At 58.3% G+C, this 22443-nt stretch carries 18 protein-coding genes and 1 tRNA gene; 10 read left to right on the forward strand and 9 right to left on the reverse strand.

What is annotated here, in order from left to right:
• Window positions 1–529 precede the first annotated feature (529 nt).
• On the reverse strand, window positions 530–3976 hold the full coding sequence (locus ACPOL_RS00245) for an Ig-like domain repeat protein (RefSeq protein ID WP_114205279.1): 3447 nt from the start codon (window positions 3974–3976) through the stop codon (window positions 530–532).
• A gap of 421 nt (window positions 3977–4397) precedes the next feature.
• On the opposite strand from ACPOL_RS00245, the gene ACPOL_RS00250 reads away from it, so the two are divergent.
• The 10 genes from ACPOL_RS00250 to ACPOL_RS00295 all read left to right on the forward strand — a co-directional run bounded on the left by ACPOL_RS00250 (window position 4398) and on the right by ACPOL_RS00295 (window position 14083).
• Window positions 4398–5363 (forward strand): ornithine cyclodeaminase family protein, encoded by a 966-nt coding sequence (locus ACPOL_RS00250; protein WP_114205280.1) that lies wholly within the window; start codon window positions 4398–4400, stop codon window positions 5361–5363.
• A gap of 265 nt (window positions 5364–5628) precedes the next feature.
• Complete coding sequence (locus ACPOL_RS00255) at window positions 5629–6144, forward strand: Dps family protein (RefSeq protein ID WP_114205281.1); 516 nt, start codon at window positions 5629–5631, stop codon at window positions 6142–6144.
• 380 nt (window positions 6145–6524) lie between these two features.
• Window positions 6525–6609 (forward strand) — tRNA-Leu (locus ACPOL_RS00260).
• Window positions 6610–6725: 116 nt separating this feature from the next.
• On the forward strand, window positions 6726–7043 hold the full coding sequence (locus tag ACPOL_RS00265) for a DUF3467 domain-containing protein (protein ID WP_114210517.1): 318 nt from the start codon (window positions 6726–6728) through the stop codon (window positions 7041–7043).
• A gap of 82 nt (window positions 7044–7125) precedes the next feature.
• A complete protein-coding gene (locus ACPOL_RS00270) occupies window positions 7126–8757 on the forward strand; it encodes a glycosyltransferase family 39 protein (protein ID WP_236657135.1) in 1632 nt (543 codons plus the stop codon).
• Window positions 8758–8906: 149 nt separating this feature from the next.
• The gene (efp, locus tag ACPOL_RS00275; protein ID WP_114205282.1) at window positions 8907–9482 is read left to right on the forward strand and encodes an elongation factor P; all 576 of its coding nucleotides are present in this window, start codon (window positions 8907–8909) and stop codon (window positions 9480–9482) included.
• A gap of 79 nt (window positions 9483–9561) precedes the next feature.
• Window positions 9562–11214, forward strand: coding sequence for a tetratricopeptide repeat protein (locus ACPOL_RS00280; RefSeq protein ID WP_150132853.1), 1653 nt, complete (start codon window positions 9562–9564; stop codon window positions 11212–11214).
• Complete coding sequence (locus tag ACPOL_RS00285; protein ID WP_236657136.1) at window positions 11211–12569, forward strand: NfeD family protein; 1359 nt, start codon at window positions 11211–11213, stop codon at window positions 12567–12569. Before ACPOL_RS00280 ends, ACPOL_RS00285 begins: the two co-directional genes overlap by 4 nt.
• 36 nt (window positions 12570–12605) lie before the next feature.
• Entirely contained in the window at window positions 12606–13409 is an 804-nt protein-coding gene (locus ACPOL_RS00290) for a slipin family protein (protein WP_114205284.1), read from the forward strand.
• Complete coding sequence (locus ACPOL_RS00295; protein WP_114205285.1) at window positions 13406–14083, forward strand: SPOR domain-containing protein; 678 nt, start codon at window positions 13406–13408, stop codon at window positions 14081–14083. The genes ACPOL_RS00290 and ACPOL_RS00295 overlap by 4 nt, the downstream gene beginning before the upstream one ends.
• An 18-nt stretch (window positions 14084–14101) precedes the next feature.
• Here the strand turns inward: ACPOL_RS00295 and ACPOL_RS00300 are convergent, their stop codons facing one another.
• From ACPOL_RS00300 to mtnP, 8 genes are read right to left on the reverse strand one after another with little or no spacing between them, the layout of a single operon-like run.
• A complete protein-coding gene (locus ACPOL_RS00300) occupies window positions 14102–14842 on the reverse strand; it encodes a lysophospholipid acyltransferase family protein (RefSeq protein WP_236657137.1) in 741 nt (246 codons plus the stop codon).
• Window positions 14839–16275 carry a UDP-N-acetylmuramate:L-alanyl-gamma-D-glutamyl-meso-diaminopimelate ligase gene (gene mpl, locus ACPOL_RS00305; protein WP_114205286.1) on the reverse strand — a complete coding sequence of 479 codons (1437 nt, stop codon included), beginning with the start codon at window positions 16273–16275 and terminating at the stop codon, window positions 14839–14841. The genes ACPOL_RS00300 and mpl overlap by 4 nt, the downstream gene beginning before the upstream one ends.
• A gap of 5 nt (window positions 16276–16280) precedes the next feature.
• On the reverse strand, window positions 16281–17246 hold the full coding sequence (locus ACPOL_RS00310; protein WP_236657138.1) for a S66 peptidase family protein: 966 nt from the start codon (window positions 17244–17246) through the stop codon (window positions 16281–16283).
• Window positions 17246–18055: a diaminopimelate epimerase gene (gene dapF, locus ACPOL_RS00315; protein ID WP_114210522.1), complete on the reverse strand. Its 810-nt coding sequence runs from the start codon at window positions 18053–18055 to the stop codon at window positions 17246–17248. Before dapF ends, ACPOL_RS00310 begins: the two co-directional genes overlap by 1 nt.
• A gap of 14 nt (window positions 18056–18069) precedes the next feature.
• Complete coding sequence (locus ACPOL_RS00320) at window positions 18070–18783, reverse strand: MgtC/SapB family protein (protein WP_114205287.1); 714 nt, start codon at window positions 18781–18783, stop codon at window positions 18070–18072.
• 58 nt (window positions 18784–18841) lie between these two features.
• On the reverse strand, window positions 18842–20509 hold the full coding sequence (locus tag ACPOL_RS00325; protein ID WP_114205288.1) for a hypothetical protein: 1668 nt from the start codon (window positions 20507–20509) through the stop codon (window positions 18842–18844).
• Complete coding sequence (locus ACPOL_RS00330) at window positions 20502–21452, reverse strand: PfkB family carbohydrate kinase (protein WP_114205289.1); 951 nt, start codon at window positions 21450–21452, stop codon at window positions 20502–20504. Before ACPOL_RS00330 ends, ACPOL_RS00325 begins: the two co-directional genes overlap by 8 nt.
• Before the next feature lie 3 nt (window positions 21453–21455).
• Window positions 21456–22334 carry an S-methyl-5'-thioadenosine phosphorylase gene (gene mtnP, locus ACPOL_RS00335; RefSeq protein WP_114205290.1) on the reverse strand — a complete coding sequence of 293 codons (879 nt, stop codon included), beginning with the start codon at window positions 22332–22334 and terminating at the stop codon, window positions 21456–21458.
• Between the last annotated feature and the right edge of the window lie 109 nt (window positions 22335–22443).

A 22443-nucleotide genomic window follows, 5' to 3' on the forward strand; every position in this document is an offset into this window, starting at 1 on the left:
GCCCTGAGGAGTTAAATCACTCCAGCAATTGCCGCAAATTGGAGAGCGGGTAAGCCGCAAAAGGGGGCTGCTGCAGATGCAGCATGAGGAGGGAAACAACACAGAGCAGACATCGTCCACCGGACTTCGCAGGAGATGAGGCCAACTTCGAAGATGGCGGACCACGGCTAGCCACGCCGTGGTTTCGGATGACGGAACTTCGAGCGTCAGTGAATCACTCTGACTGCAGAAGGCGCACCTCACAAGATCGGCAGACCTGTTCACGCAGATCGTAACCGATGATCCGAGTATAAGGGTAAACCCGCACTTCGCCAACTACGATCATCCTTCCGGAAGCGCATCAATGTGCGAGCGAACCGGCGCGATCACTGGAGTACCCTTTCGACAGGAAAGCGGTCCTTGACTGAAGCTCGTCTCTCCTGCGGACCCCGCTTCTCCCAGGTGCTGGTGGCCTTCACGATCGAGTGGGACAACGAGTTTGAGAAAATGCCGCCCTAAGTTACTAACGCGGCGCCTCTGCCCCTTAAACCTAATGCGCAATCGTTAATGTCAGCGCGGCAGTATGTGCGGTCGCTCCTGAAGTCGCAGTCACAGTAACTGTGCTGGTCCCGGCAGGAGTGCCTCCATTCTGAGGCGAAGACATCGTAGCACCGCTCCCACAAGCACCGATGCCCAAACCCAGCGCCAGCGCGGCAGTTGCAATGGCTGTGCGCTGTAAGGGAGCGGGCAATCTCCTGCGCAGTCTTCCCAGACCCAACAACGCCCCGATCCCTGGGAGGACCAGAGCATACAGCGGCCCGGAGTTGGATGGTAGTAGCGGCAATACTTTGGCTGAAGCCGCCGTTGTATTGATTGTCACCGTGGTCGTGATCGCGGCGGTCCCGTTCGGCGTGACACTCGCGGGGCTGAACGTGCACGTCGACGCAGTCGGCAACCCGGTGCAGGCAAACGTAACCGCACTATTGAACCCATTCAGCGGGCTGATCGTCACGGTGCTCATTCCCGTGCCCCCCGGCGCCATGGTCAGCGTGGTCGGAGCGGCCGCCACACTAAAGTCGGCGGGAGGGGGGGCCGTGATCGTCACAGGTATCGCGGTCGAAGTAGACGCGCCAAAATTGCCACCGCCCGCATAAGCCGCCGTGATCGATGCGCTTCCTACCGGAAGGGTGGTTGTACTGAAGGTTGCTACGCCGCTACCGTTCAAGGGCGCGGTGCCAAGCGCAGTGACGCCGTTTAGAAAAGTCACACTGCCCGACGGGATTCCAGCGCCCGCCGGAGCCGCGACGGTCGCCGTGAAGGCCACGCTTGCACCGAAAAGTGCGGTGGTTGGTGAAGCCGAGAGGGTCGTGGTCGTCGCCGCCGCCTGCACGGCCACTGTAACTGGCGCCGAGGTCGAACTGGCAAACGCGCTATTCCCGGCGTACGCAGCAGTAAGGGCCGCACTACCCGGGGGCAGCGAAGTGATGCTGAGAGTTGCGACTCCAGCGCTGTTCAGTGGCGCGGTTCCAAGAGTGGTGCTCCCGTTAAGAAAAGCAACGCTGCCGGAAACCGTACCTGCTCCCGCGGGCGCCGTCACGGTCGAAGTCAAGGTCACATTTCCGCCGAACGATAGCGAAGTTGGAGAAGCTGCAAGCGTGGTTGTGGTGGCCGCCTGCACAGGGACCGTAACCGGCGCCGAGGTCGAACTCGCAAATGCGCTATTCCCGGCGTACGTAGCGGTAATGGAGGCGCTTCCTGGGGGCAGCGCTGTGGTGCTGAAAGTAGCAACTCCGGCCGCGTTCAGGGGCACGGTTGCAAGGGTGGTGCTGCCGTTGAGAAATGTAACGCTGCCGGCTAGCGTGCCTGTCCCTGCGGGCGCCGTCACGGTTGCCGTCAGGGTCACATTTGCGCCGAATTGTACGGAAGTTGGAGAGGCCGTAAGTGTGGTTGTGGTGGCTGCGGCGGTGATCGTGATCGCCACCGCAGTGGCAGTCGATGCAGCAAAGGAACTGTCGCCGGAATAGACAGCCGTGATCGAGTTACCGCCAATCGGCAGCGCCGTGGTCGTCAATGTGGCCACCCCCGCGCTGTTCAGAGTGCCGGTGCCGAGCGTCGTGGCGCCGTTCTGAAAGGTCACTGTCCCGGTCGGGGTTCCATTGCCCGCGCTGGGAGCGACCGTCGCCGTGAGCGTCACCGTCGTTCCGGCAGAGGTATTGGCTGGCGATGCCGTTAACGTGGTCGTCGTTGCGCCCGGCAGCACCTGGATCATCCCCATCATGCCAAGGTCTTCATGCGAGAGGATGTGACAGTGATAGACGAACGTACCGACGATATTGGGATCGCGGAAATCCATCAGCAGAGTCACGCTCGGGTAAGGATCAGAGGCTTTTCCACTCCAGTGAGGAACGTCGACCGTGTCCCGCCGAGTTAAATCATTGACCGCCACTCCATTCACTGCAAGAGTTTGAAAGTGCAACTGATGAATATGAAAATTATGGTCCATCGTGGAGCGGTTCTCGATGGTCCATTGCTCGACCGTACCCTCAGTGACCGTAATATTAGGCGGCCCGTCCATTCTAAAGACGGTAGGCGTTTGCCCATCCGGAGTGATGTAGAACTCAGTGAAATCGGACTTCACTGAAAAATAGAGCGTTCTTTGCGTCACCGGTGTCGTCGCATTTATGGCGGCGAAGCGCGTCACGGTCTGCGCGCGAGTCTGCGCCGGCAGACGCTTGATGGCAGGGACCGCTGAAGGAGCACTGGTGCTGCTCACAATATTCGCAATGGGGCGACCGGGATCTGCATCGCCGCTCGGGCCGTTATTCCATGTCTCGGTAACTAATTGCGCGGTCGCTCCTACCACCGGTGTCGTCACCACAAACTCGATGCGCGAGGCAGGACTCATTGCGTAACTGGTCACGGTCGTCGTGGTCGGGTTGCCACTGCTATCGGTTAAAGGCACTCCGTCGACGGAGACGATTTGTAACGGTTGGGCGACGTTATTGACGAGCACTTCCAAATCAAGCAGCGTGTCCGCCGATGTATTTAAGACTCTCCAGAATTCCTTCTCGGCTGGAAGGGTCTGAATCACCGCAGGAGTATAAGAGGGAAAGAGCACCGGCACGTAATTGATCGAAAGGTCGGTCTTCGGAGCTCCCGCCGCATTCGCCTCGGATGCCGGCAGGTATTGGTCGCGCATTACAAAGACCCGCTCCGGCAAGCCGGCGACGATAGGATTTACGTTTTCAATGCCCTGAACAATGATGACGCCGGAGGCGCCACCGGTCAGTTGAGGATCGCTGAATCCATGCGCATGCGAGTGATACCAATAAGCGCCGGGTGGCTCATCCGCTGGAATCTGCACCGTGTAGTCAAACTCCTGCTGCGGCTGAATCAACGTGTGCACGACTTCATCCTGATGGCATACAGGCGCTGCATTTGTTCCGTGAAAATGTATATTTGTGCTTGTCGACGTGACAGTGGTCGCCGAACAGGCGCTGTCGGCAGGGCTTGCCGCCGCTCCCGGGGCAGCTGCCATCTTCATTCCCTTCATGACATGCGCAGCAGCATCGGCGGCCGCAGGCGCGGTCAAATCGTTGTAGAAATGAATGATCAATTTGTCGCCGGGATTGACCTCGAGCGTGGGCGCTTCCTGTGCAGCGCCGGTCGAATCCGTATACACGTAGCAGTATCGCGTGAGACCAGCCGCATCGACTGCCGACTGGTAATGAAACGTTACCTCGAGCACTCCCCCGGTACTGGCAATCGATGGCGGATCAGATACCAACGCTCCGGCTGCCGACCGTGCGCAAATTGCGTCAGCTGGGTCGGCCGCTACGCGAGCCGTTAGCTCGGAGAATAGTTTTTGCGAACTGCCTAGAGTGTTCGCTCCATGCTGGGTTGGATTCTGCGCACCAGACCGTTGCCCCGAAGCCGCCAATGATATCAACAGCAGAACCGTTGCTACTCCGCACACACTAAAACGGCACTTCTTCATAGATCAGAACCTCGCTGGAGGTGGGCGGCACTCCGCCATGTCGAATATCGAGCAGGAAGCAAAAAGCGCGAAATGCTGAGAGCGAAGGTACGGAAAATTTTACTAGCGAGTCTATACTCAGCGCCCAAAAAGACCGTCACTGAACAAGACAACGGGCATGCCCTTTGTCTCTAGCGAACCATTTGTTTGTTTTGCTCGATCGATGATGAAGCTCAATGCGCAACGTAACGCGCAACGACTTCCATAGAAGGATACCAGAAGTTCTTATGCATGAAAGCGGCGGCCGCGCAGGGGATGGTAAAAGATCTAGCAGTCCTTGACCCTGCGAAAGCAGCTATGAAGGTAGGGATAGACTTCTAGAGAAGACTGGCTAATCTCCCATGTCGGTCTGAACTGATACCAAAACCCAGGAGTACTTGCATTGCGATTTATCGACCGTGAAGAAGTTGCCGCACGGCTTACTTACGAAGTATGCATCCCCATCATGCGCCAGGCAATGATTGCATTGTCGAGGGGAGAGACGAAGCAACTCTTGCGCTCCATCATTCCCTTGTCCGAGGGTCGATTATTTGGAATCATGCCCGGGGCAATGGGCTCACACGCCCCCTTCGGGGCAAAATTAATCAGCGTTTGCCGCGATAACTTCGCCGACGGCAAACAGTCGCATCAGGGGCTCGTCGTGCTCTTCGAACCCGAAACTGGAGCGCCTGTTTGCGCCGTTCATGCCGGCGAAATTACGGCCATTCGCACAGCATCCGCGAGCGCAGCAGCGACCGACGCATTGGCCCGCAAAGATGCTCGACGCCTTGTGCTGCTTGGCTATGGCGAGCAGGCTGCGAGCCACGCGGGGGCGATCTGTTTGGTCCGTGACCTCGAATCGATTGTCGTTTGGGGGCGGTCGCCGGAACGCGCCCACAGCTTCGCCGAGCGGCTACGGACAAAACTTGGCCTGCCAGTATCTACGGCAGGATCTGTACAGGAAGCGGTCGCCCATGCCGACATCATCTGTACAGTTACCTCGGCAACTGAGCCGATTTTGCGGGGCGAATGGGTGCGACCAGGCACCCATCTGAATCTAGTTGGGTCTAGCTACGCGGGGCCGGCGGAAGTAGACAACGACCTTGTGCTCCGCTCGCGATTCGTTGCCGACAGTCGCGAGGGCGTCCTGCATCAAGGCGCAGAGTTCATCCGCGCCAGGGCGGCCGGCTTGGTCCGAGACGAACATATCGTCGCCGAGATCGGTCAAGTTCTAATGGGTGAGATTGTAGGCCGCCGCTCCGCCGAGGAAATTACGGTATACAAGTCGCTTGGTCATATAGTTCAAGACCTGGCTAGCGCGTGGGCCCTCTACGCCCCACAGTCTCCAGTGCCAGCACACGGAATTTAAACTTTCCCTTAAATCAATGTAGGGCGGAGATAAAATCAATGGGGGATTTGATATCTACTTGAATAGGAGCAATCACTCTCGTCTTGTGTTTGCGAAAAAGATCCTGTTGTACTTCGTTCGCCAGCTACTCAGCGATGACAGGTTCTACTTTGCTGCATCTAGTGGTTTGGCTAATTGAGATGATATCGATAGAGACCCATAGACCCGGCCGTCAGCGCCCAATTGGCCATAAACCCCGCACCGTTGCTAGAAAAGGAGTAAGAATATGACAACAAAAGCTGAACTCATGGATCGACAAAAGTCGGCCCTCTCCACTCCATCCGACATTTCGGGTGAGGCGCGAAAGGACATCACCGGCGCACTCAATGTATTGCTGGCAGATTTCTTCGCCCTCTACGTGAAGACGAAGAACTTTCATTGGCACATGAGCGGCCCACACTTCAGGGACTATCATCTTCTGCTCGACGACCACGCAGAACAGATCTTCGACGCCACTGACGATATCGCTGAACGCGTTCGTAAGATCGGTGGAACCACCGTTCGCTCGATTGGTCACATTGCCAGGTTGCAGCGGATCGCCGACAACGATGCAGAGTATGTCACTCCCGAGGACATGCTTAGCGAGCTTCATGAGGATGAGAAGGCTCTGGTCCTGAGCATGCGGGCTGTTCACACCCTTTGCGATGATGCGGAAGACGTCGCCACCGCTAGTCTCCTCGAGAATTGGATCGATCAGTCCCAGCGTCGAGCGTGGTTCTTGTTCGAAACGACCCGTCGTTAACTGCATTATTCTTTAGTTGCAATGGCTGAGATGCTTGCTCCAACGCTCGTGGGGCAGGCATCTTAGCCGGACCAACTCGTTATAGCGGAAGTCGGCAGCCGATCGGAGACGTTCGCCGCCAGCATCGCCGACACGAGGGACACGTTGGCTTTCTTTGTTAAGGAGGCCTAGGTGCCTGCGGTATCGGCAAGTGCCGGCGCCGCGATCCAGGAAACTCGCTTAGTAGTAGATTGGACACGGTACAATAAAAATGTCCGTGCGATATGCCCCTAAATCCGGATCACAGCCAAGCAGGTGATCACCCTTGGTTTTTTCAGGACCTCATGGGCAACGAACGGATACCAGAGAAAGAGCAAAACCCAAGTGCCGTCGATTGCAATGCGAAAGTGGCGAAATTGGCAGACGCACCAGACTTAGGATCTGGCGGGGCAACCCGTGGGGGTTCAAGTCCCCCCTTTCGCACCATCTCTAATCTGTGATCTTCCCCGGGCTGTCAGAGCCCTTGATCCCGCACGAGTCAGTTTGCTGAAGGAATTCCGAGGCGGGCTGTATTTCTGCGCCAAATGAAATACCCTGTGAGCATGAGCTCAAGTCAACCCCCGTCCCCTTCTCATCCCAAGGTCACTCTCACCAACGCTCCGGATTATCGCGACACGTACGCCAACAGTGTCCAGATCCGGGTCAGCATGTGGGATTTTCATCTCACCTTTGGAACCCTCCGCCGGGAGACTCCGGAAGAGGTGAATATAGAGAACTCTCAGGGCATTTATCTCAGCCCGCAGCAGGCCAAAGCATTCTGGAATATCCTCGGTCAGAATCTCGCACAATACCAGCAGACCTTTGGCAACATAGCCCTCGAGCCGCAACCTCCGCAACTCCCCACTGGCCCGGTGAACTAGAGCCAAATTGGTTGCTCTGCCAGGCAGTAAGATCGCTAATTGCCTCCCCAGAAACCACCAGAAGCGTCGCCCGATCCTGGCCATGAAATCAGAGCCCATCCCGCAGCTTCGCTCTCCTGGCATTCTGGGTGTTCGCCGTGATCGTCCTGTGGCGCTGTGGATGCTCCTGCCACTCTTTTTCGTTGGCGTTTATCTCACTCACATCACCTTGCTGCGTCTTCCGTATTATTGGGACGAAGCCGGGTACTACATTCCCGCCGCCTACGATTTCTTTCGTACCGGATCGCTCATCCCCAGCACAACACTCTCGAACGCTCATCCGCCGCTACCCTCTATTTATCTCGCATTCTGGTGGAAGCTGGGCGGGATGGTGCCGTCGGTCACCCGGACGGCCATGTGTTTGATCGCGGCACTCGCTTTGCTGGCCTGCTATCGCATCGCCCTCGTTCTCACCGGACGAGTCGATGTTGCGGCGACCACCGCAATATTGACTGCTCTCTACCCGGTCTGGTTTGCGCAAAGCACCTTGGCGCATGCAGATGTCTTCGCCGCAGCCGCTACACTCTGGGCGCTTTCCTTTGTCTTTCAAGGAGGATTTCGCCAATATGTCACCGCAGCTGTGCTTTTCTCGATCGCCGCGCTGTGCAAAGAGACGGCCATCGCCGTCCCACTCTCGTTGCTACTCTTTGAGCTTGCTGTCTCCCTCAAGACTCGAAGTATTCGTGCCACGTCGAATCCACTTACGCTTCGACTCAAAGCGCTTCTACTCATCGTGCCCGCGTTGCCCCTGGCTCTCTGGTATGTCTATCACTCGCATAAGACAGGCTTCGTCTTCGGCAATCCCGAGTACCTGCGCTACAACGCTACCGCGACCCTCACGCCGATGCGGGTATTACTTGCCCTGGGCCATCGAATCCTGCACATCACGGTCTACATGAACCTCTTCGTTCCCGTACTCTGCATGTTCGCGGCGATGATCCTGCCTGCCTTGCCCGAGGAGTCGGGACCTCTCCGTCCCCGCGTTCCGTTCGATGCGCAGGCGAAAATTTACGCCATCATATCCACCAACCTACTACTGTTCTCGGTCCTCGGCGGCGCGTTGCTCACTCGCTATCTGCTGCCCCTCTATCCCCTGATGGTCTTGCTCTGCGTTAACACCTGGAGGCGCCGGGTTCGCTATTGGCCGGCGCTCGCTCTGCTCACCGCTGTCGCCTTTTTTGCCGGATTTAGACTCAACCCGCCCTATCGCTTCGCCCCCGAAGACAACCTTGCTTATGCCGATGTTATTCGTCTGCATCAACAGGCGATCGGACGCATCGTTCGTCAATATCCAAATGCCACCGTGCTCACCGCCTGGCCGGCCACCGACGAACTCTCCAAGCCCGAACTCGGCTATGTGCGCCGGCCCGTAGCGGTAATCAAGATCGAAGACTTTTCTCCTCCCGAGATTCAGCGAGCGACGCAGATCACCGATTCCTACTCCGTAGCCTTGGCGTTTTCGACGAAATACGACCCGCCAAATTTGCCCTTCAGCCTTGGTCCTAAAAGCGAAGCTCTCGATGCCCGCTTTTTTGGCTTCCACCATGACCTGACGCCCATTGCTATCGCCGAGGAACTCGATGGCCGGGTTGTATGGGAAGGTGAGCGTCACGGACAATGGGCAGCGGTGCTCCACTTCGACCGTCCGCAATTGGCAGCATTGCCGGAGAGGTGACCGGCCCGGTGCACCTGATCACGTTCGACGGAACCCGCTCCATCAGCGCTGCCCCCTGATATCCTTAAGGAAGTTCATGTTGCACTGAAGCACTGGGCCGCATTAATTCCTACCAGAAATCTGCTACTCTACGAGCCCTAAAGGAAAATATGGCAGCACTCATCGACGCCATCGACATCAAGCGCAAGATGTTTTTCGAGTACGAAGATGCTCCTTTTTATTGCCTGGAGTCGGACATCTCCACTCCTACGGCGAGAGGCGGTCAGACACTCGTCCGCTTGAAGATGCGCAACATGCTCACCCACGCAGTCTTCGACAAAACCTTCAAGGCGAGCGACAAGTTCAAAGAGCCTGACCTTCAGACCGTTGAAGCGACCTACCTCTACAGCGATGGCGACGGCTCCTACTTTCTCGATCAAGAAAGCTTCGAGACCCTCGCGCTCACCGACGATATGGTGGGTCGAGCTCTTGATTTCCTCATTGAAGGCACCATCATTCAGATCGATAAATACAACGGCAACCCGATCGGACTACAGCTGCCAACCCACGTGGAATTGACCGTCGCCTATACTGAACCGGGAGTGCGCGGCGACACCGCCAGCGGTGCAGTCACGAAACCAGCAAAACTCAACACCGGCATCGAGATTCGCGTACCCTTCTTCATCAAAGAAGGAGAGAAAATCAAGGTTTCGACCGAAACCGGTGAGTTCGGCGGACGAGCGTAGCTATCGCAATGAAAGCGGAGTCAACTCGAGTGGTGCTCAGCGTCGTTCGACCCAGCTGGGCGAACTATAATCGGGAGAAGTGAAACTACCCGCATGCTTTCGCCTGCTCGCTCTCGCAACGGCACTCGGAATACCTTTGTACACGCCAGCACAACAGCCGGCCGCCTCGGCTGAAGCCCTCGCTGCCGATCCCTCTCCGCGTGGGCACTTAATCCTGGTACTCCCTTTCGAAAACCACTCCACGCAGCCGAATGTCGATTGGATGAGCGAGTCGATGCCGGAAGTGATGAACCGCCGCTTGGACTCCGCTGGCTTCCTTGCCATTTCTCGCGAAGATCGCCTTTACGCTCTCGACCATCTCGGACTTCCGCCGAACTTCCGCCCCTCCCGCGCCAGCACCATTCGTCTCGCCCAGAATCTCGATGCCGATTCGGTCATCATTGGTTCTTATAGCAGCGACGGCAAGCGGATCACCATCAATGCTCGCATCCTCGACATCACCTCACTCAAGCTCAATCCACCGGTCGAGGAGCAGGTCGACCTGCCACGCTTGCTCGACGGCATCAATAGCCTTGCGTGGCGCCTGGTTCGGCAAATCGATCCCGCCTATTCGGTGGCCGAACAGACGTTTGTGGCCGCCGACGCGAAACTTCCGCTCAGCGCCTTTGAGAACTACATTCGCGGTCTGGTCGAGGACGCTCCGGCAGAACGAATAAAGCACTTGCAAGAAGCGGTGCGGCTTGATCCCACCTACGCCCAGGCGTGGCTTGCACTAGGAAAGCTCTACTTCATCAACCAGCAATTTGAACTCGCAGCGGCAGCGCTCGACAAGGTGCCGAGGACCGATCCTGGAGCCCTGCACGCTGCCTTTGATCGCGGACTCGCCTCCTTCTACACCGGCAACTATCCCAGGGCGGAAGAGGCCTTCGGCTTCGTCGCCACCCAACTCCCGCTCTCCGAGGTCATCAACAACCAGGGAGTCGCCGCCAGCCGGCGCAACCAGGATGCTGCCCCGCTTTTTCAGCGGGCGATCGACAGTGATCCTAAGGATCCCGACTATCACTTCAACCTCGCCCTTGCGCTCCGCCGCCGCAACGATATTCCTGGAGCTATGCGCGAGGTAGGCGAGTGCCTCAAGCTCCGCCCCCAGGATTCGGAGGCCCAGGCACTGCTTGTGACTCTTCAGGGCGCGGCCTCCGGTGGCGCCGCAAAGACAAATGCCTCGCTCGCGACAGGAGCCGCAGACAGCAACTCCGCCGGACCGCTCGAGCGTATCAAGCGCAATTACAATGAGTCCGCATTTCGCCAGGCCGCTTACGAAATCGATCAGATGCAGGCAATGAAGCTGGAGACCCTCCCGCCCGCTGCACGGGCCGCCGCCTTTGCGTCGACCGGCGTTCGCTACTTGAACAACGGCCTTCTCCTCGAGGCGGAGCGCCAGTTTCAAGACGCACTCCAAGCGGATTCCACCAACGAGGCCGCCCACGCCGGCCTCGCTCAGATCCGTGAGCGTAGCGGGGACAGCGACGGGGCCCGCCTACAGGCACAGCAATCACTCCAGTTAAAGCCGAATGTCGACGCGCACCTTGTGCTCGCCCGGCTCGACCTCCAGGCCAATCAACTCTCCTCCGCTGCCGGCGAAGTCAGTCAGGCGCTCAAGCTCGAACCCAGGAACGCTGCCGCCCTTGGCTTGCGGCAAGCGCTACAATCGAGGGGTCAGCAGGTGCCGTGAGAAATTGCAGCAAAAGCCGCGCCTTCGCCACCCTCCTCATTCTGCGCAGTGCTTTGCTTGTCTCGCTCGCCGCCGCCCTTTTTGCCCCCTTCTGCAAGGCCGCTGCCCCCCAAGTCGTGGTTCTCCACTTGAATGACACTATCCAGCCCGTCAGTGATGAATATCTGACCCGCGGCCTCAAAGAGGCTGAAGATCGTCGCGCAGAAGCCATCCTCATCGAACTCAATACCCCGGGGGGCTTGCTCGACACCACCCGCGAGATGGTTCGTCAAATCCTGGATTCGCCCACCCCGGTCATCGTTTATGTTGCTCCTTCGGGAAGCCGCGCCGGCTCGGCTGGCTTCTTCCTGCTCGAAGCCGCCGACATTGCCGCGATGGCGCCCGGCACCAACGCCGGCGCCTCCCATCCCGTCATCGAGGGCGGTCAGCTCGACCCCATCATGAAGCAGAAGCTGGAAAACGATACCACTGCGTTTTTGCGCTCCTTCGTTGCCCGCCGCAACCGTAATACTGCCGCCGCCGAAGATGCCGTTCTCAATTCCAAGTCCTACACTGAACAGGAAGCCCTCAAGCTGAACCTAATCACTCTTGTCGACTCTAGCGAACGCGGGCTGCTCGATTCGATCGACGGCAAAACAGTGACCCGCTTCAGCGGCGTTACCAAGACGCTGCACACCAAGGGAGCGGAACTCGTCGTCATCGATCCAACCACCCGCGAGCAGCTCCTCGACAAGCTCACCAATCCTAACCTGGCCGTCCTCTTCCTCATCGCGGGCGGTTTGTTGATTTATCTAGAGTTCAATGTGCCTGGAACCATTATCCCCGGCGCACTCGGCACCCTGCTCGTCTGCATCTCGCTCTTCTCGCTGAATCTGCTGCCGGTTCGTTACACCGCGGTCGCGCTGGTCGTCGCGGCGCTCATCCTGCTGGTACTCGAAGCAAAATTCGCCAGCCATGGCGTGCTCGCCACCGCGGGTACGCTCTGTCTCGTCTTCGGCTTGCTCACCCTCGTCGACGGCCCCATTCCTGAACTCCGAGTCCACGTCGCCACTGCCACCGCCGCCGGGATAGCCTTCGGACTTATCACCCTTTTCCTCGTCCGCATCGCCATTCGCGCTCGCCGCAATAAATCCGTCATGGGCGTCGATGCTCTCATCGGCCTCACCGCCATTGCCCAGCAGCCGCTCTCACCGTCCGGCCAGGTCCTCGTCCATGGCGAACTCTGGCAAGCCGAATCTCCCCTACCCATCGCTCCTGGCGAACCGGTCAAAGTCCGTGCCGTTCGCGACCTTACCCTGTTAGTAGATCGGATTCCCAGTGGAGCTTCCGGCCTAACTAGCAGCGGAACAACTTAGTGGATCGCTATAACATACCTTTAGGAAGGCTCTACCATGGGCAGTATTCCCGCACTTGTCTTCGTTGTGATCGTCGTGCTGTACCTGATCAGCTCGATCAATATCTTGCGGGAATACGAACGCGGGGTGGTCTTTCGTCTGGGTAAAGTTCAAGTCCCCGCCAAGGGCCCCGGCATTGTCTTCGTTCTACGTCCGCTCGATCAGATTGTGCGTGTTTCCCTGCGCCAGGAAGTCCTCGAAGTTCCACCTCAAGACGTCATCACCCGCGACAACGTCACCCTCAAGGTCAACGCCGTCATCACCTTGCGCGTGCTCGATCCTATTCGCGCCGTCATCGAAGTCGCCAACTACGTCTACCAGACTTCGCAGTTCGCGCAGACCACCTTGCGCTCGGTCCTCGGCGAAGTCGAACTTGATGGTCTACTCTCCCATCGTGACCAGCTCAATCAGCGGATCCAAACCATCATCGACCAGCGCACGGAGCCCTGGGGAGTCAAAGTGGTGAGCGTCGAGGTCAAGCAGGTTGACCTTCCTGAATCGATGCTGCGCGCGATGGCCAAGCAGGCCGAGGCCGAACGCGATAAACGCTCGAAGATCATCCACGCCGAAGGCGAGTTCAATGCGGCCCAGACGCTGGTCGACGCTGCCGCGCTGATGGCCACCCAACCCATGACCCTGCAGCTCCGCTATCTGCAAACATTGGCCGAAATTGGAATTGAGAAAAACACCACCATCGTCTTTCCGCTTCCGCTTGAACTGCTGACCCTGTTCAATAAATCGATCAATCGTGCGGCGGCGGCCGACATCACGCCCATCGTGATCCCTGAGGAGCATGCATGAGAACAGCCCACATGTTTGAGCAGGAGGCATTTCCCGGCAACGAAGCGGATTTCAACCTGGGTCTTGGCTCTCTTATCGGCATCTTCTTTGGCCTTGCCCTGGTCTGTGGGGTCTTCTTTGGATTCGGTTACATGATGGGCCATCGAGCTCCAGGAGCCTACGTATCGTCTGAGCCCCTCTACGTGCCAGCCAAGCCGCTGCCGGTCGCACCGAAGCCGTCAGCTGAGATTTCGGATCAATCCGGGGAAACGTCGCGGGTCGTCATCCCCACGAACTCAGCCGCCTCCACCGCAAAAACCGCGCCGGCTGAAGACTCCGATGCCTCCGAACCACCCCATGCGTTCGTTCCGGCAGCACCGCCCTCGACAGCCAGCATGGCCTCTGCCAGGACCATTCATAACTCCGCCCCTGGAGTGGCTCCCGAGAAAGACAACCAGGCCCGTTCCACGGCGCCCGGCGGCGGCATCATGGTGCAGATCGCCGCGGTTCGAAATGTCCCCGATGCCGAAGCCCTCGCCTCCGCATTGCGCAAGAACGGCTTCACTCCGGCTGTCCGCGCCGAGTCCCTGGACAAGCTTTTCCATGTCCAGGTAGGCCCCTTCAGCAGCCGGGAAGAAGCGAAGGCCATGCGTCAAAAACTCTCCAGCGCGGGATACAACGCCTTCATCAAATAAATCGAACGCTTACGCCGCTTAACGTTTCGACGCCGACGAAACCAGCTCTTCACTCCGCATCCACTCCGGCAATCCCGAAGCCATCGCCTGCCGCACCGCCGCCAGTAAGTTCTCTCGGCTCGTGAAATCTTTGGGCCACAACGGAGCATGGAACCGCACATGGGCCACCCCCGGCGTGATCGTCAAACCGCCCTTTTTCATCATTCCTTCTGTGCCCCAGATCGAAATTGGAACGACCGGCGCGCCCGACTCGATTGCCAGGTAAAAGGGCCCCTTCTTGAATGGCAGCATCTTGCCGGTGCGCGATCGGGTGCCTTCGACAAAAGTCATCACATGCACGCCCGAAGCCAGCACTCGAGCTCCGAAACGCACACTCTCCTTTGCACTCTCCAACCTGCCGTCGCGGTCGACAGGAATGAAATCTCCTAGCTTCATGCCGTAGCCGAGCACCGGGATCTTCATTAACGATCGTTTCAAAAAGACTGAAGTGCGGCCAGGAATCAAGGGCAACAGGATGGGGGGATCGAGATTCGAGACATGGTTGGACATGAAGATACAAGCGGTGTGCGCGGGAACCAGTTCCCTGCCGGTGACTTCGACCCGAATACGCGCCAGTCGAACGCCGGTCCGCACGATCCACATCGACCAGCGATAGAGCAACGAGATGTTCCCGGTGATCAGCGTCCACGGAATCCCCACCACCGCGGCTGGAATCGCGAGGACAATGTAGGTGAGCAACAGCGTAAGCGAAGAGATCATGGCGCGACGCGCATTGCCTCTTTCAGGCGGGAAGGGAGCTTCTCGTAAATCCCGTCAAAGCCCCCGTTCGACAATATCGCCACGACGTCGCCTTTTTTCAATCGGGGTGCTATCGCGTCGACGATCTCATTGGCGCTTGCGTGCAGCTCGGCGCGATGGCCCGCCTCTTGTAAGCCGCGCAGGATTGCTTCAGGATGTAGCCTTTCCTTTTCCGGAATGCTCTCCTGCTTGAACACTCCAGCCAGGATGATCTCGTCCGCCAGCCCGAGCGCCTCCACTAGCTCGCGTTCGAAGACGTTCCGCCGGAGCGTATTCGAGCGTGGCTCGAGCACGACCCACAGACGCGCGCCTGCGTAAGAAGCCCGCAAGGCCCGCAGCGTTTCACGGATCGCGGTCGGATGATGAGCGAAGTCATCGACAATTGTCACTCCATCGATGACGTCCTTCACCTCGAGCCGCCGCTTGACGCTGGCGAAGGTCCGCAAGGCCTCTTCAATCGCGGCTAATTCAACGCCTTGTCCAAAGGCCAGCGCCGCTGCTGCCGTCGCATTCAAAGCATTATGTTCGCCCGCCATCGGCAACGTGAATGAACCCCACGCCTCACCCCCGCGAAGTACGCTCCAGGTTGTGTGCCCCTCTCTCTGAACCAAATCCTTCAACTGCCAATAGGAGCCAGCCATGAAGCCGTAACGCTCCACCGGACAAAAGGCATTTGCCACACACTCCGTTACATTCTTGGTTCCATCGAAAGCCACAATTCTTCCGCGCCCGGGAACCAGATTTACGAGCCTCTTGAAAGCCGTCTGGACTGCCTCCAGATCGCGGTAGATATCCGCGTGGTCGAACTCGACATGGGTGAGGATCAGCGCGTCCGGAAAGTAGTGCATGAACTTCGGCCCTTTGTCGAAGAATGCAGTGTCGTACTCATCTCCTTCAATAATGAAGATTCGCCCATTCCGCAACTGAAAGCTCGATCCGAAGTTCTCCGCAATGCCGCCGATCAGAAATGAGGGAACAAGCTCAGCCCGCCGCCGCGAAGCAACTTCATAGATCCAGGCCAGCATGCTGGTCGTCGTCGTTTTTCCGTGGGTCCCTGCCACGACCAGCGACTCGTGGCCGGCGATAAACTCGTCATGAGTAATCGCTGCCATCGAAGTAAATGGAAGCCGCCGGTCCAGGACATATTCGACCTCTGCATTCCCTCGCGACAGGGCGTTGCCGACGATCACCAGATCAGGAGCAGGCTCAAGGTTCTTCTGCGAAAAAGGCTCCGCGACCGCGATGCCAAGCTCGCGCAGGAAGTCGGACATCGGCGGATAAGCGGCCATGTCGGATCCCGTCACTCGATACCCCTTCAGCTGCAGCATCCCCGCCAGTGACGCCATGGCTGTACCGCAAATACCAATGAGATGAATATGTTTTGCCGCTTGCATTTCGCTCAATTCCGTACCGCCGGTTCGAGAAACCGCAGCATCGGCTTATCCTCTCCCGCATCTACACTCAACTTCAGCTCCGCTTGGATGCCAAATGGCAGCGTCACATTGTCTCTCGACACATGTCCGGACCGCAAACCGATCGCAATCGGCCCCTCAAACCAGTCCAGCACCCGCAGGATCATCGCCTCCAGCAAGTCCGGATCGGCCCCTGGTGACGCGCAATCCAGCATCTCACCAAAGATGATCCCACTCACGCCATCCAGTTTCCCCGCTAGAATCAATTGCCGCAGCATTCGGTCGACCTGATAAGGCTTCACCCCGATGTCTTCAAGGAAGAGCAGCTTGCCTTCCGTCTCCGCCGCAAAGGGAGTGCCGAGCGCAGAAACAATCATGCTCAAGCATCCGCCGTAGAGGGTTCCCGAAGCATGCCCCGGACGCAGCGCCCTCAACCCCTCGGCACTTCCCACTGAAGTGGCGCCACCCGCAACCGCCGCGTCAAAACTTGGCCGATGAACTCCATCCTCACGGCAAAAATCGGCCGCAACCATCGGACCGTGAAAGGACACCAGACCCGTCCGATCGAGCAGCAGATTTTGCAAAACGGTCATATCGCTGTACCCGAACCAGGGCTTGGGGTTCTTGCTGATCAAGGACAGATCGATATTTTCCAGTAAGTAATTGGATCCGTAACCGCCGCGGCTACAAATTATCGCAGCGATTGAAGCGTCGCCGAATGCATGGTGAAGGTCCTCCAGCCGCTCCTGGACTGTTCCCGAAAAGTACTGAGGCGAACGGCCGCGGAGATGCCGTCCCTCCACTGCTTCGTAGCCAAGCTTGCGAAGGGCCTCCATGCCTAGCTCGATGCGCTCCGATTTTGCCGAACTGGCCGGAGCGATTACCGCGATCCGGGACCCAGGCTGGAGCCGGGGAGGTTTCACCATCGACGGATTCGAGCAGGAAGAGGTCATCAAAAAGCCTCTCCAATGCAGATCAGCTCCGCCGGTCCGGTCAGTGTCATCTCCGCTGATCCTCCGCGCCAGTTCACCGCCTGAGCGCCCCCGGGAGCAGTGACTGACAATGCGGAATCCAGCCCGCGAAGGGCAATCGAAGCAGCCGACGCAGCACAGGTTCCCGTACCCGAAGACGTCGTTGGCCCTACGCCGCGTTCGAAGATCCTTATCTCGATCTCCCCTTGACTGACTGTCCGGACAACCTCCACATTCGTCTGCTCTGGAAAGTCGGGATGAAAGCAAATTTCGCGCCCGATCGATGCCCAGCCCACGCCATCGATTGAAAAACCATCATCCCGAACAAAGATCACGTAGTGCGGATTCCCCATCGACACCACAGCGCCGTGAATCACCGCTCCACTCGCCAGCACCACTTGGCGCTCCGTTACCACCGGCACGCCCATATCACTGGCCATCTCATACCGGTTCCCGTCGATACCAGTCACCCGGCAACTTCTTACCCCTGCGTCCGTCTCGATGGCGAAGACCTCATTCACCTTCGCCTGCGCCTCCCGCGCCATCCACGCAGCCACGCAGCGCGTCCCATTGCCGGAGATCTCGGCCACCGATCCATCTGCATTGAACAGTCGAATCCGTCCGGACCGCGGTCCGGTCCACTTCAGGTACTCCACCCCATCGGCTCCCACACCGGTGTTTCGGGCGCACAACCGCACGGCAGTCGCCTTGTGCTCCACTTCCTCAACCGCCAGCGCCTCCACAATCAGGAAGTCATTCCCGCAAGCATGCGCCTTTACAAATTGAATCAATTGTCCTCCAGCCTTCAATCGTCCTCAGAACTATGGAAGCTCAGCACCTCATCGATGCATGCGCAGTCCTTTAGAATTTTTTTTAGTGTGGCGTGACCTTTGGTCGTCGCTTGGGCGGTGAAAGTCGCTCGTACCAGGCCGCCGACGGTACTCCGCTCCAGATCACCCAGGTGTCGGCCCTCCTGATCCATGGCCTTGAGGATCGCCCGCTCCATCTCTGAAGAGTCCTTTCCCCGCACCTCGTAGATCCGCAAGTAGAGCTTCACGTTGAATTTCTTTTCCAACATGCCCACGCCTTCCAGCGCCACGAGCACAACTCCTGTGGCCAGGGTTGCGGGAGCGTAGAGTCCAGCACCACACGCCATGCCGATCGAGGCCACCGCAAAGACTGTCGCCGCGCTCGTTAGTCCACTCACTCGGTAGCGATTCTGCAGAATGAGTCCAGCACCGAGGAAACCGATCCCCTGAACGATATTCGAAGCGATCTGACCTTTGTTCGAGCCATTTTCTCCCGCGATGATTGGGGAGAGAAAGGTAAACAGGGACGCCGCGAAACAGATCAGCAGATTCGTCCGGATGCCGGAGGGCTTCTGATGAAGCTCGCGATCGAGTCCGATGAGGCCGCCGAAAAGAGCCGCGATCAACAACCTCGCTGCCACCCCGCTGGTCAATGTCACCTGCTCCAGATTGCTGAAGCTCAGCATATGTCCGTTTTGCTGAATCGTCATAGTTCGTCACCGCTTCGGAATATCGGTTCACTCCGTATCGCCGCCGGCTCTCGTGAATTCAGTGTGGGCCCACACCAGAGGACAATCCTCGTTGCGAAGCATAGACCCGGGCGCACTGATGTTCAGTCGAGCAGACAAGCGTCAGTAATACCAGCCCTTCCGGATGCTCCTTCACCGCTTTTGCGACCGCGTCTCCATCGATGGCCACCACCAGAGAAGCCGACTTGGCAGGATCTTGCAGCGCCCCCGGCCACTGATAATAATCGCCCTCGTTAATGGTGCGCCTTAGCGGAATTCCCGCCCTCTGCAAGGCGCCGATATGCTCCGATGTATACATCAGGATCGGCCCCCGGATCCGGTGCGAAAGCGGAAGCAGGGTCCGAGCCAGTGCCTGTTCGAACGGAATCCGAGAGGCGGAATTTGCCAGTGCTTCCTGCAGTACCAGGGGAGTCGCCCTCGCCAGGGCCACGCTGTCCCAGAGAATCGCCAGCAAGACTCCCGGCAGGATCCAAGGCGCGATGCGAGGGGTACTACGCCGTGCCATACCAATCAACCACTCCACCAGCATGGCGACAAACAGCGCGAATGCTGGCAGCATTTCCATCCCGTATCGCGTGTTATACCAGGAATGCGGCCACCATAACGGAATGAAGATCGGCACCGATCCGTAGGCGACGGAGTAGGCATAGAAAGGCAGTGGTACCCAAAGCAGCATCGCCGCGGCTATGCTTTTCTGCCGCCAGCGAGCGAGCCCCGCGGCCGTCCCGGCGATGGCAAGCAGGAGAAGGGTGTCGGCGAAATGAAGAGGCGCCGCACCCAGCTCCGCCGCCTTGAGAAAGTACAAGGCCGAAACCGGCATGCTATGCCATCCCGGATGATGCCAGGCGCCGGGCGGCGTCGTCCGCTCTTCAATGGCTTTCGCTGAATAAGGTCCCCGCAGAAAGTCCAGCGGATCGCCGAACTGCCTCGCGTTATAGGCCATCCACGCCAGAGGCGAAGCCACCAGCATCACAGTGAACAACAAAAAGGCCCCGCCTACCCGGCTCCTCCACTGGCGGCCGCGGAACATCGCCGCCGCAACCACTAGCCAGGCGAACGAGGCAAAGATCCATCCGTCGTAGCGGGTAAAAACCGCGGCCACAAGCACCAACCCAGCAGCGACCAATAACTTCGACGCGGACAGGCCGTTCCTGTCCTCGCCCGCTCGCCCCCCCATGGCGATACAGAACTCGGCGATCAGCAGGGTCGCCCAGATCATCTCCGCCAGAAACAGCGGCTCGGTCATGGCCGTGGACTGCATGTACAACAAGCCTGGGTTCAGGCCATAAAAAATCGCCGCCACCGAAGCCGGAGCGGCGCTCAACCAGATGCGCGCCAGGCGGTAAATGCCGGCGCAGCCTAATACGTAACAGCCGATGGAAGGAATGGCCCCCGACAAGCCGCTCTGCCACCAGCTCATCCGCAGGACGAAAGGGACCAGCAGTAAATGCGGAAGTGGAAGCCACACTGAGCCCAGTTGCCGAAAACCCGGGTTCAGTGAATCGGTCACCCGCCTGGCGATATGAAGATGTGCGACCGCATCCCCATAAAGCAATAGCAGGTCATGGCGGGCGCAATAGGCAAATGCAAGGATTCCGAGTATCGCGGCAACCAGCCCGACAAAGCGGGTCTCACCACCCAGCTGCCTCTCCGGCAGTAAGGCCCGCGTTCCCAGAGCTTCAGTCAAGGTGCGATATCTCGCGAATGCGAGCGAACCGCTGATCGATCTCTTCCCGGCTCAATTGCTGCAGCCGTTCGGTGCCGAATTTCTCCACTGCAAAGGAACCCATCACCCCGCCATAGAACATGGCGCGCTTAAAGACCGCCGGAGTCACCTCAGGCTGCGAAGCGAGATAGCCAAAGAATCCTCCGGCAAACGAATCTCCCGCACCGGTTGGATCGACCACTGCATCAAGCGGCAGCGCCGGGGCGCGGAATGGAACGGACGTGTAACCAGGTTTGCCGCTTCCGTTCTGGCTCCCAAACGAATGCTCGCTGAAGAAGGCGGTCGCTCCGTATTCGCCATGTTTAATGATCAACGTCTTCGGCCCCGTACTTAGGATCTTGTTGGCCGCGCGCATTAAGTTGTCCTCGCCGGCGAGCATCTTCGCCTCGCCGTCATTGATCAGCAGAGCATCAAGTCCTATCAGCACCTTGTTCAGGTTCTCGCGGTGGTCGTGGATCCAGTAATTCATCGTGTCCCCGCAGACCATCTTCACCTTGGGCATCTGACGGCGCACGCCTGCCTGCAAGACTGGATCGATGTTGGCCAGAAACAAATAGTCGCTATCTGCATACTCCGCCGGAATCTTGGGCGCAAACGTCTCGAAGACGTTCAACTCCGTCTTCAGAGTTTGGGCTTCATTCAGATTCTTCAAATAGGAGCCGGTCCAATGAAAGCTCTTTCCTTCGACATGTTCCAGGCCGCGCGTGTCCACCCCGCGGCGTGTGAGCACGGCTTCATTCTCGTCAGTGAAATCCTCTCCCACTACCCCTATAACGCGAACATCGGTAAAGTAGCTCGCCGCCAAGGAAAAGAAGGTCGCCGCCCCGCCAAGGACGTGGTCCACGCGGCCATGCGGGGTTTCAATGCTATCGAATGCAACACTGCCTACCACTAATATCGACATCGATTAAGCCTCGCTCTTCACACGAAAGTATTTGCCCAACAATAAATCTAGCTTCTCATGAGCAGCTGGAGAGATCGCCGGCGGACTGGTGAGGATCGCATACTGGAGCGCGCTTCCACACGCACAATTCCGCTCGGCGGGGATGGCCGCCACGGCCGCCGCCACCACCTTGCTCGCATTGGCTGCATTCTGATTCAGGACGGCAATCACTTGCTCGACCGTCACCGCGTCGTGGCTTTCATGCCAGCAGTCATAATCGGTGACCATGGCCATCGTCGCGTAGCAGATTTCCGCCTCGCGCGCGAGTTTGGCTTCCTGCAGATTGGTCATGCCAATCACGTCCGCCCCCCAGCTGCGGTAGAGGTTTGACTCCGCTCGGGTAGAGAACTGCGGCCCCTCCATACAGACGTAGGTGCCGCCGCGCTTTCCAACCACGCCGACGCTCTCGCAGGCAGTGGCGATTGCCTGGCCAACTACCGCACATACCGGGTCGCCGAAAGCGATATGACCCACTATGCCATTGCCAAAGAAAGTCGACTCTCGATGAAATGTCCGGTCAATGAACTGGTCGGGAATCACAAAGTCCGTCGGCTTATGCTCTTCCTTCAACGAGCCCACCGCCGAGACCGACAGGATCCGCTCCACACCAAGCTTCTTCATCCCATAGACATTGGCGCGAAAGTTGAGCTCCGAGGGAAGCAGCAGGTGGCCACGTCCATGGCGGGAGAGGAAAGCTACTTTACGTCCGGCTAGACTGCCCAGAACAAAGGCGTCGGACGGATCGCCAAAAGGCGTTGTAATACGCTGTTCTCTAACGTTCGTCAGGCCAGGCATGGAATACAGCCCGCTGCCCCCGATAATGCCGATTTCTGCTTCTTGCAAACCACACTCCACCGCGCTCCCGACACCGGGACGCTCATTTCTTTAGAAATTAGGTGTACTCGGTGAGTATAAACGGTAGGCATCTTGGGAGCAGAGATACGGCCCCAGA

The sequence above is a fragment of the Acidisarcina polymorpha genome (genome assembly GCF_003330725.1).
Lineage (GTDB): Bacteria > Acidobacteriota > Terriglobia > Terriglobales > Acidobacteriaceae > Acidisarcina > Acidisarcina polymorpha.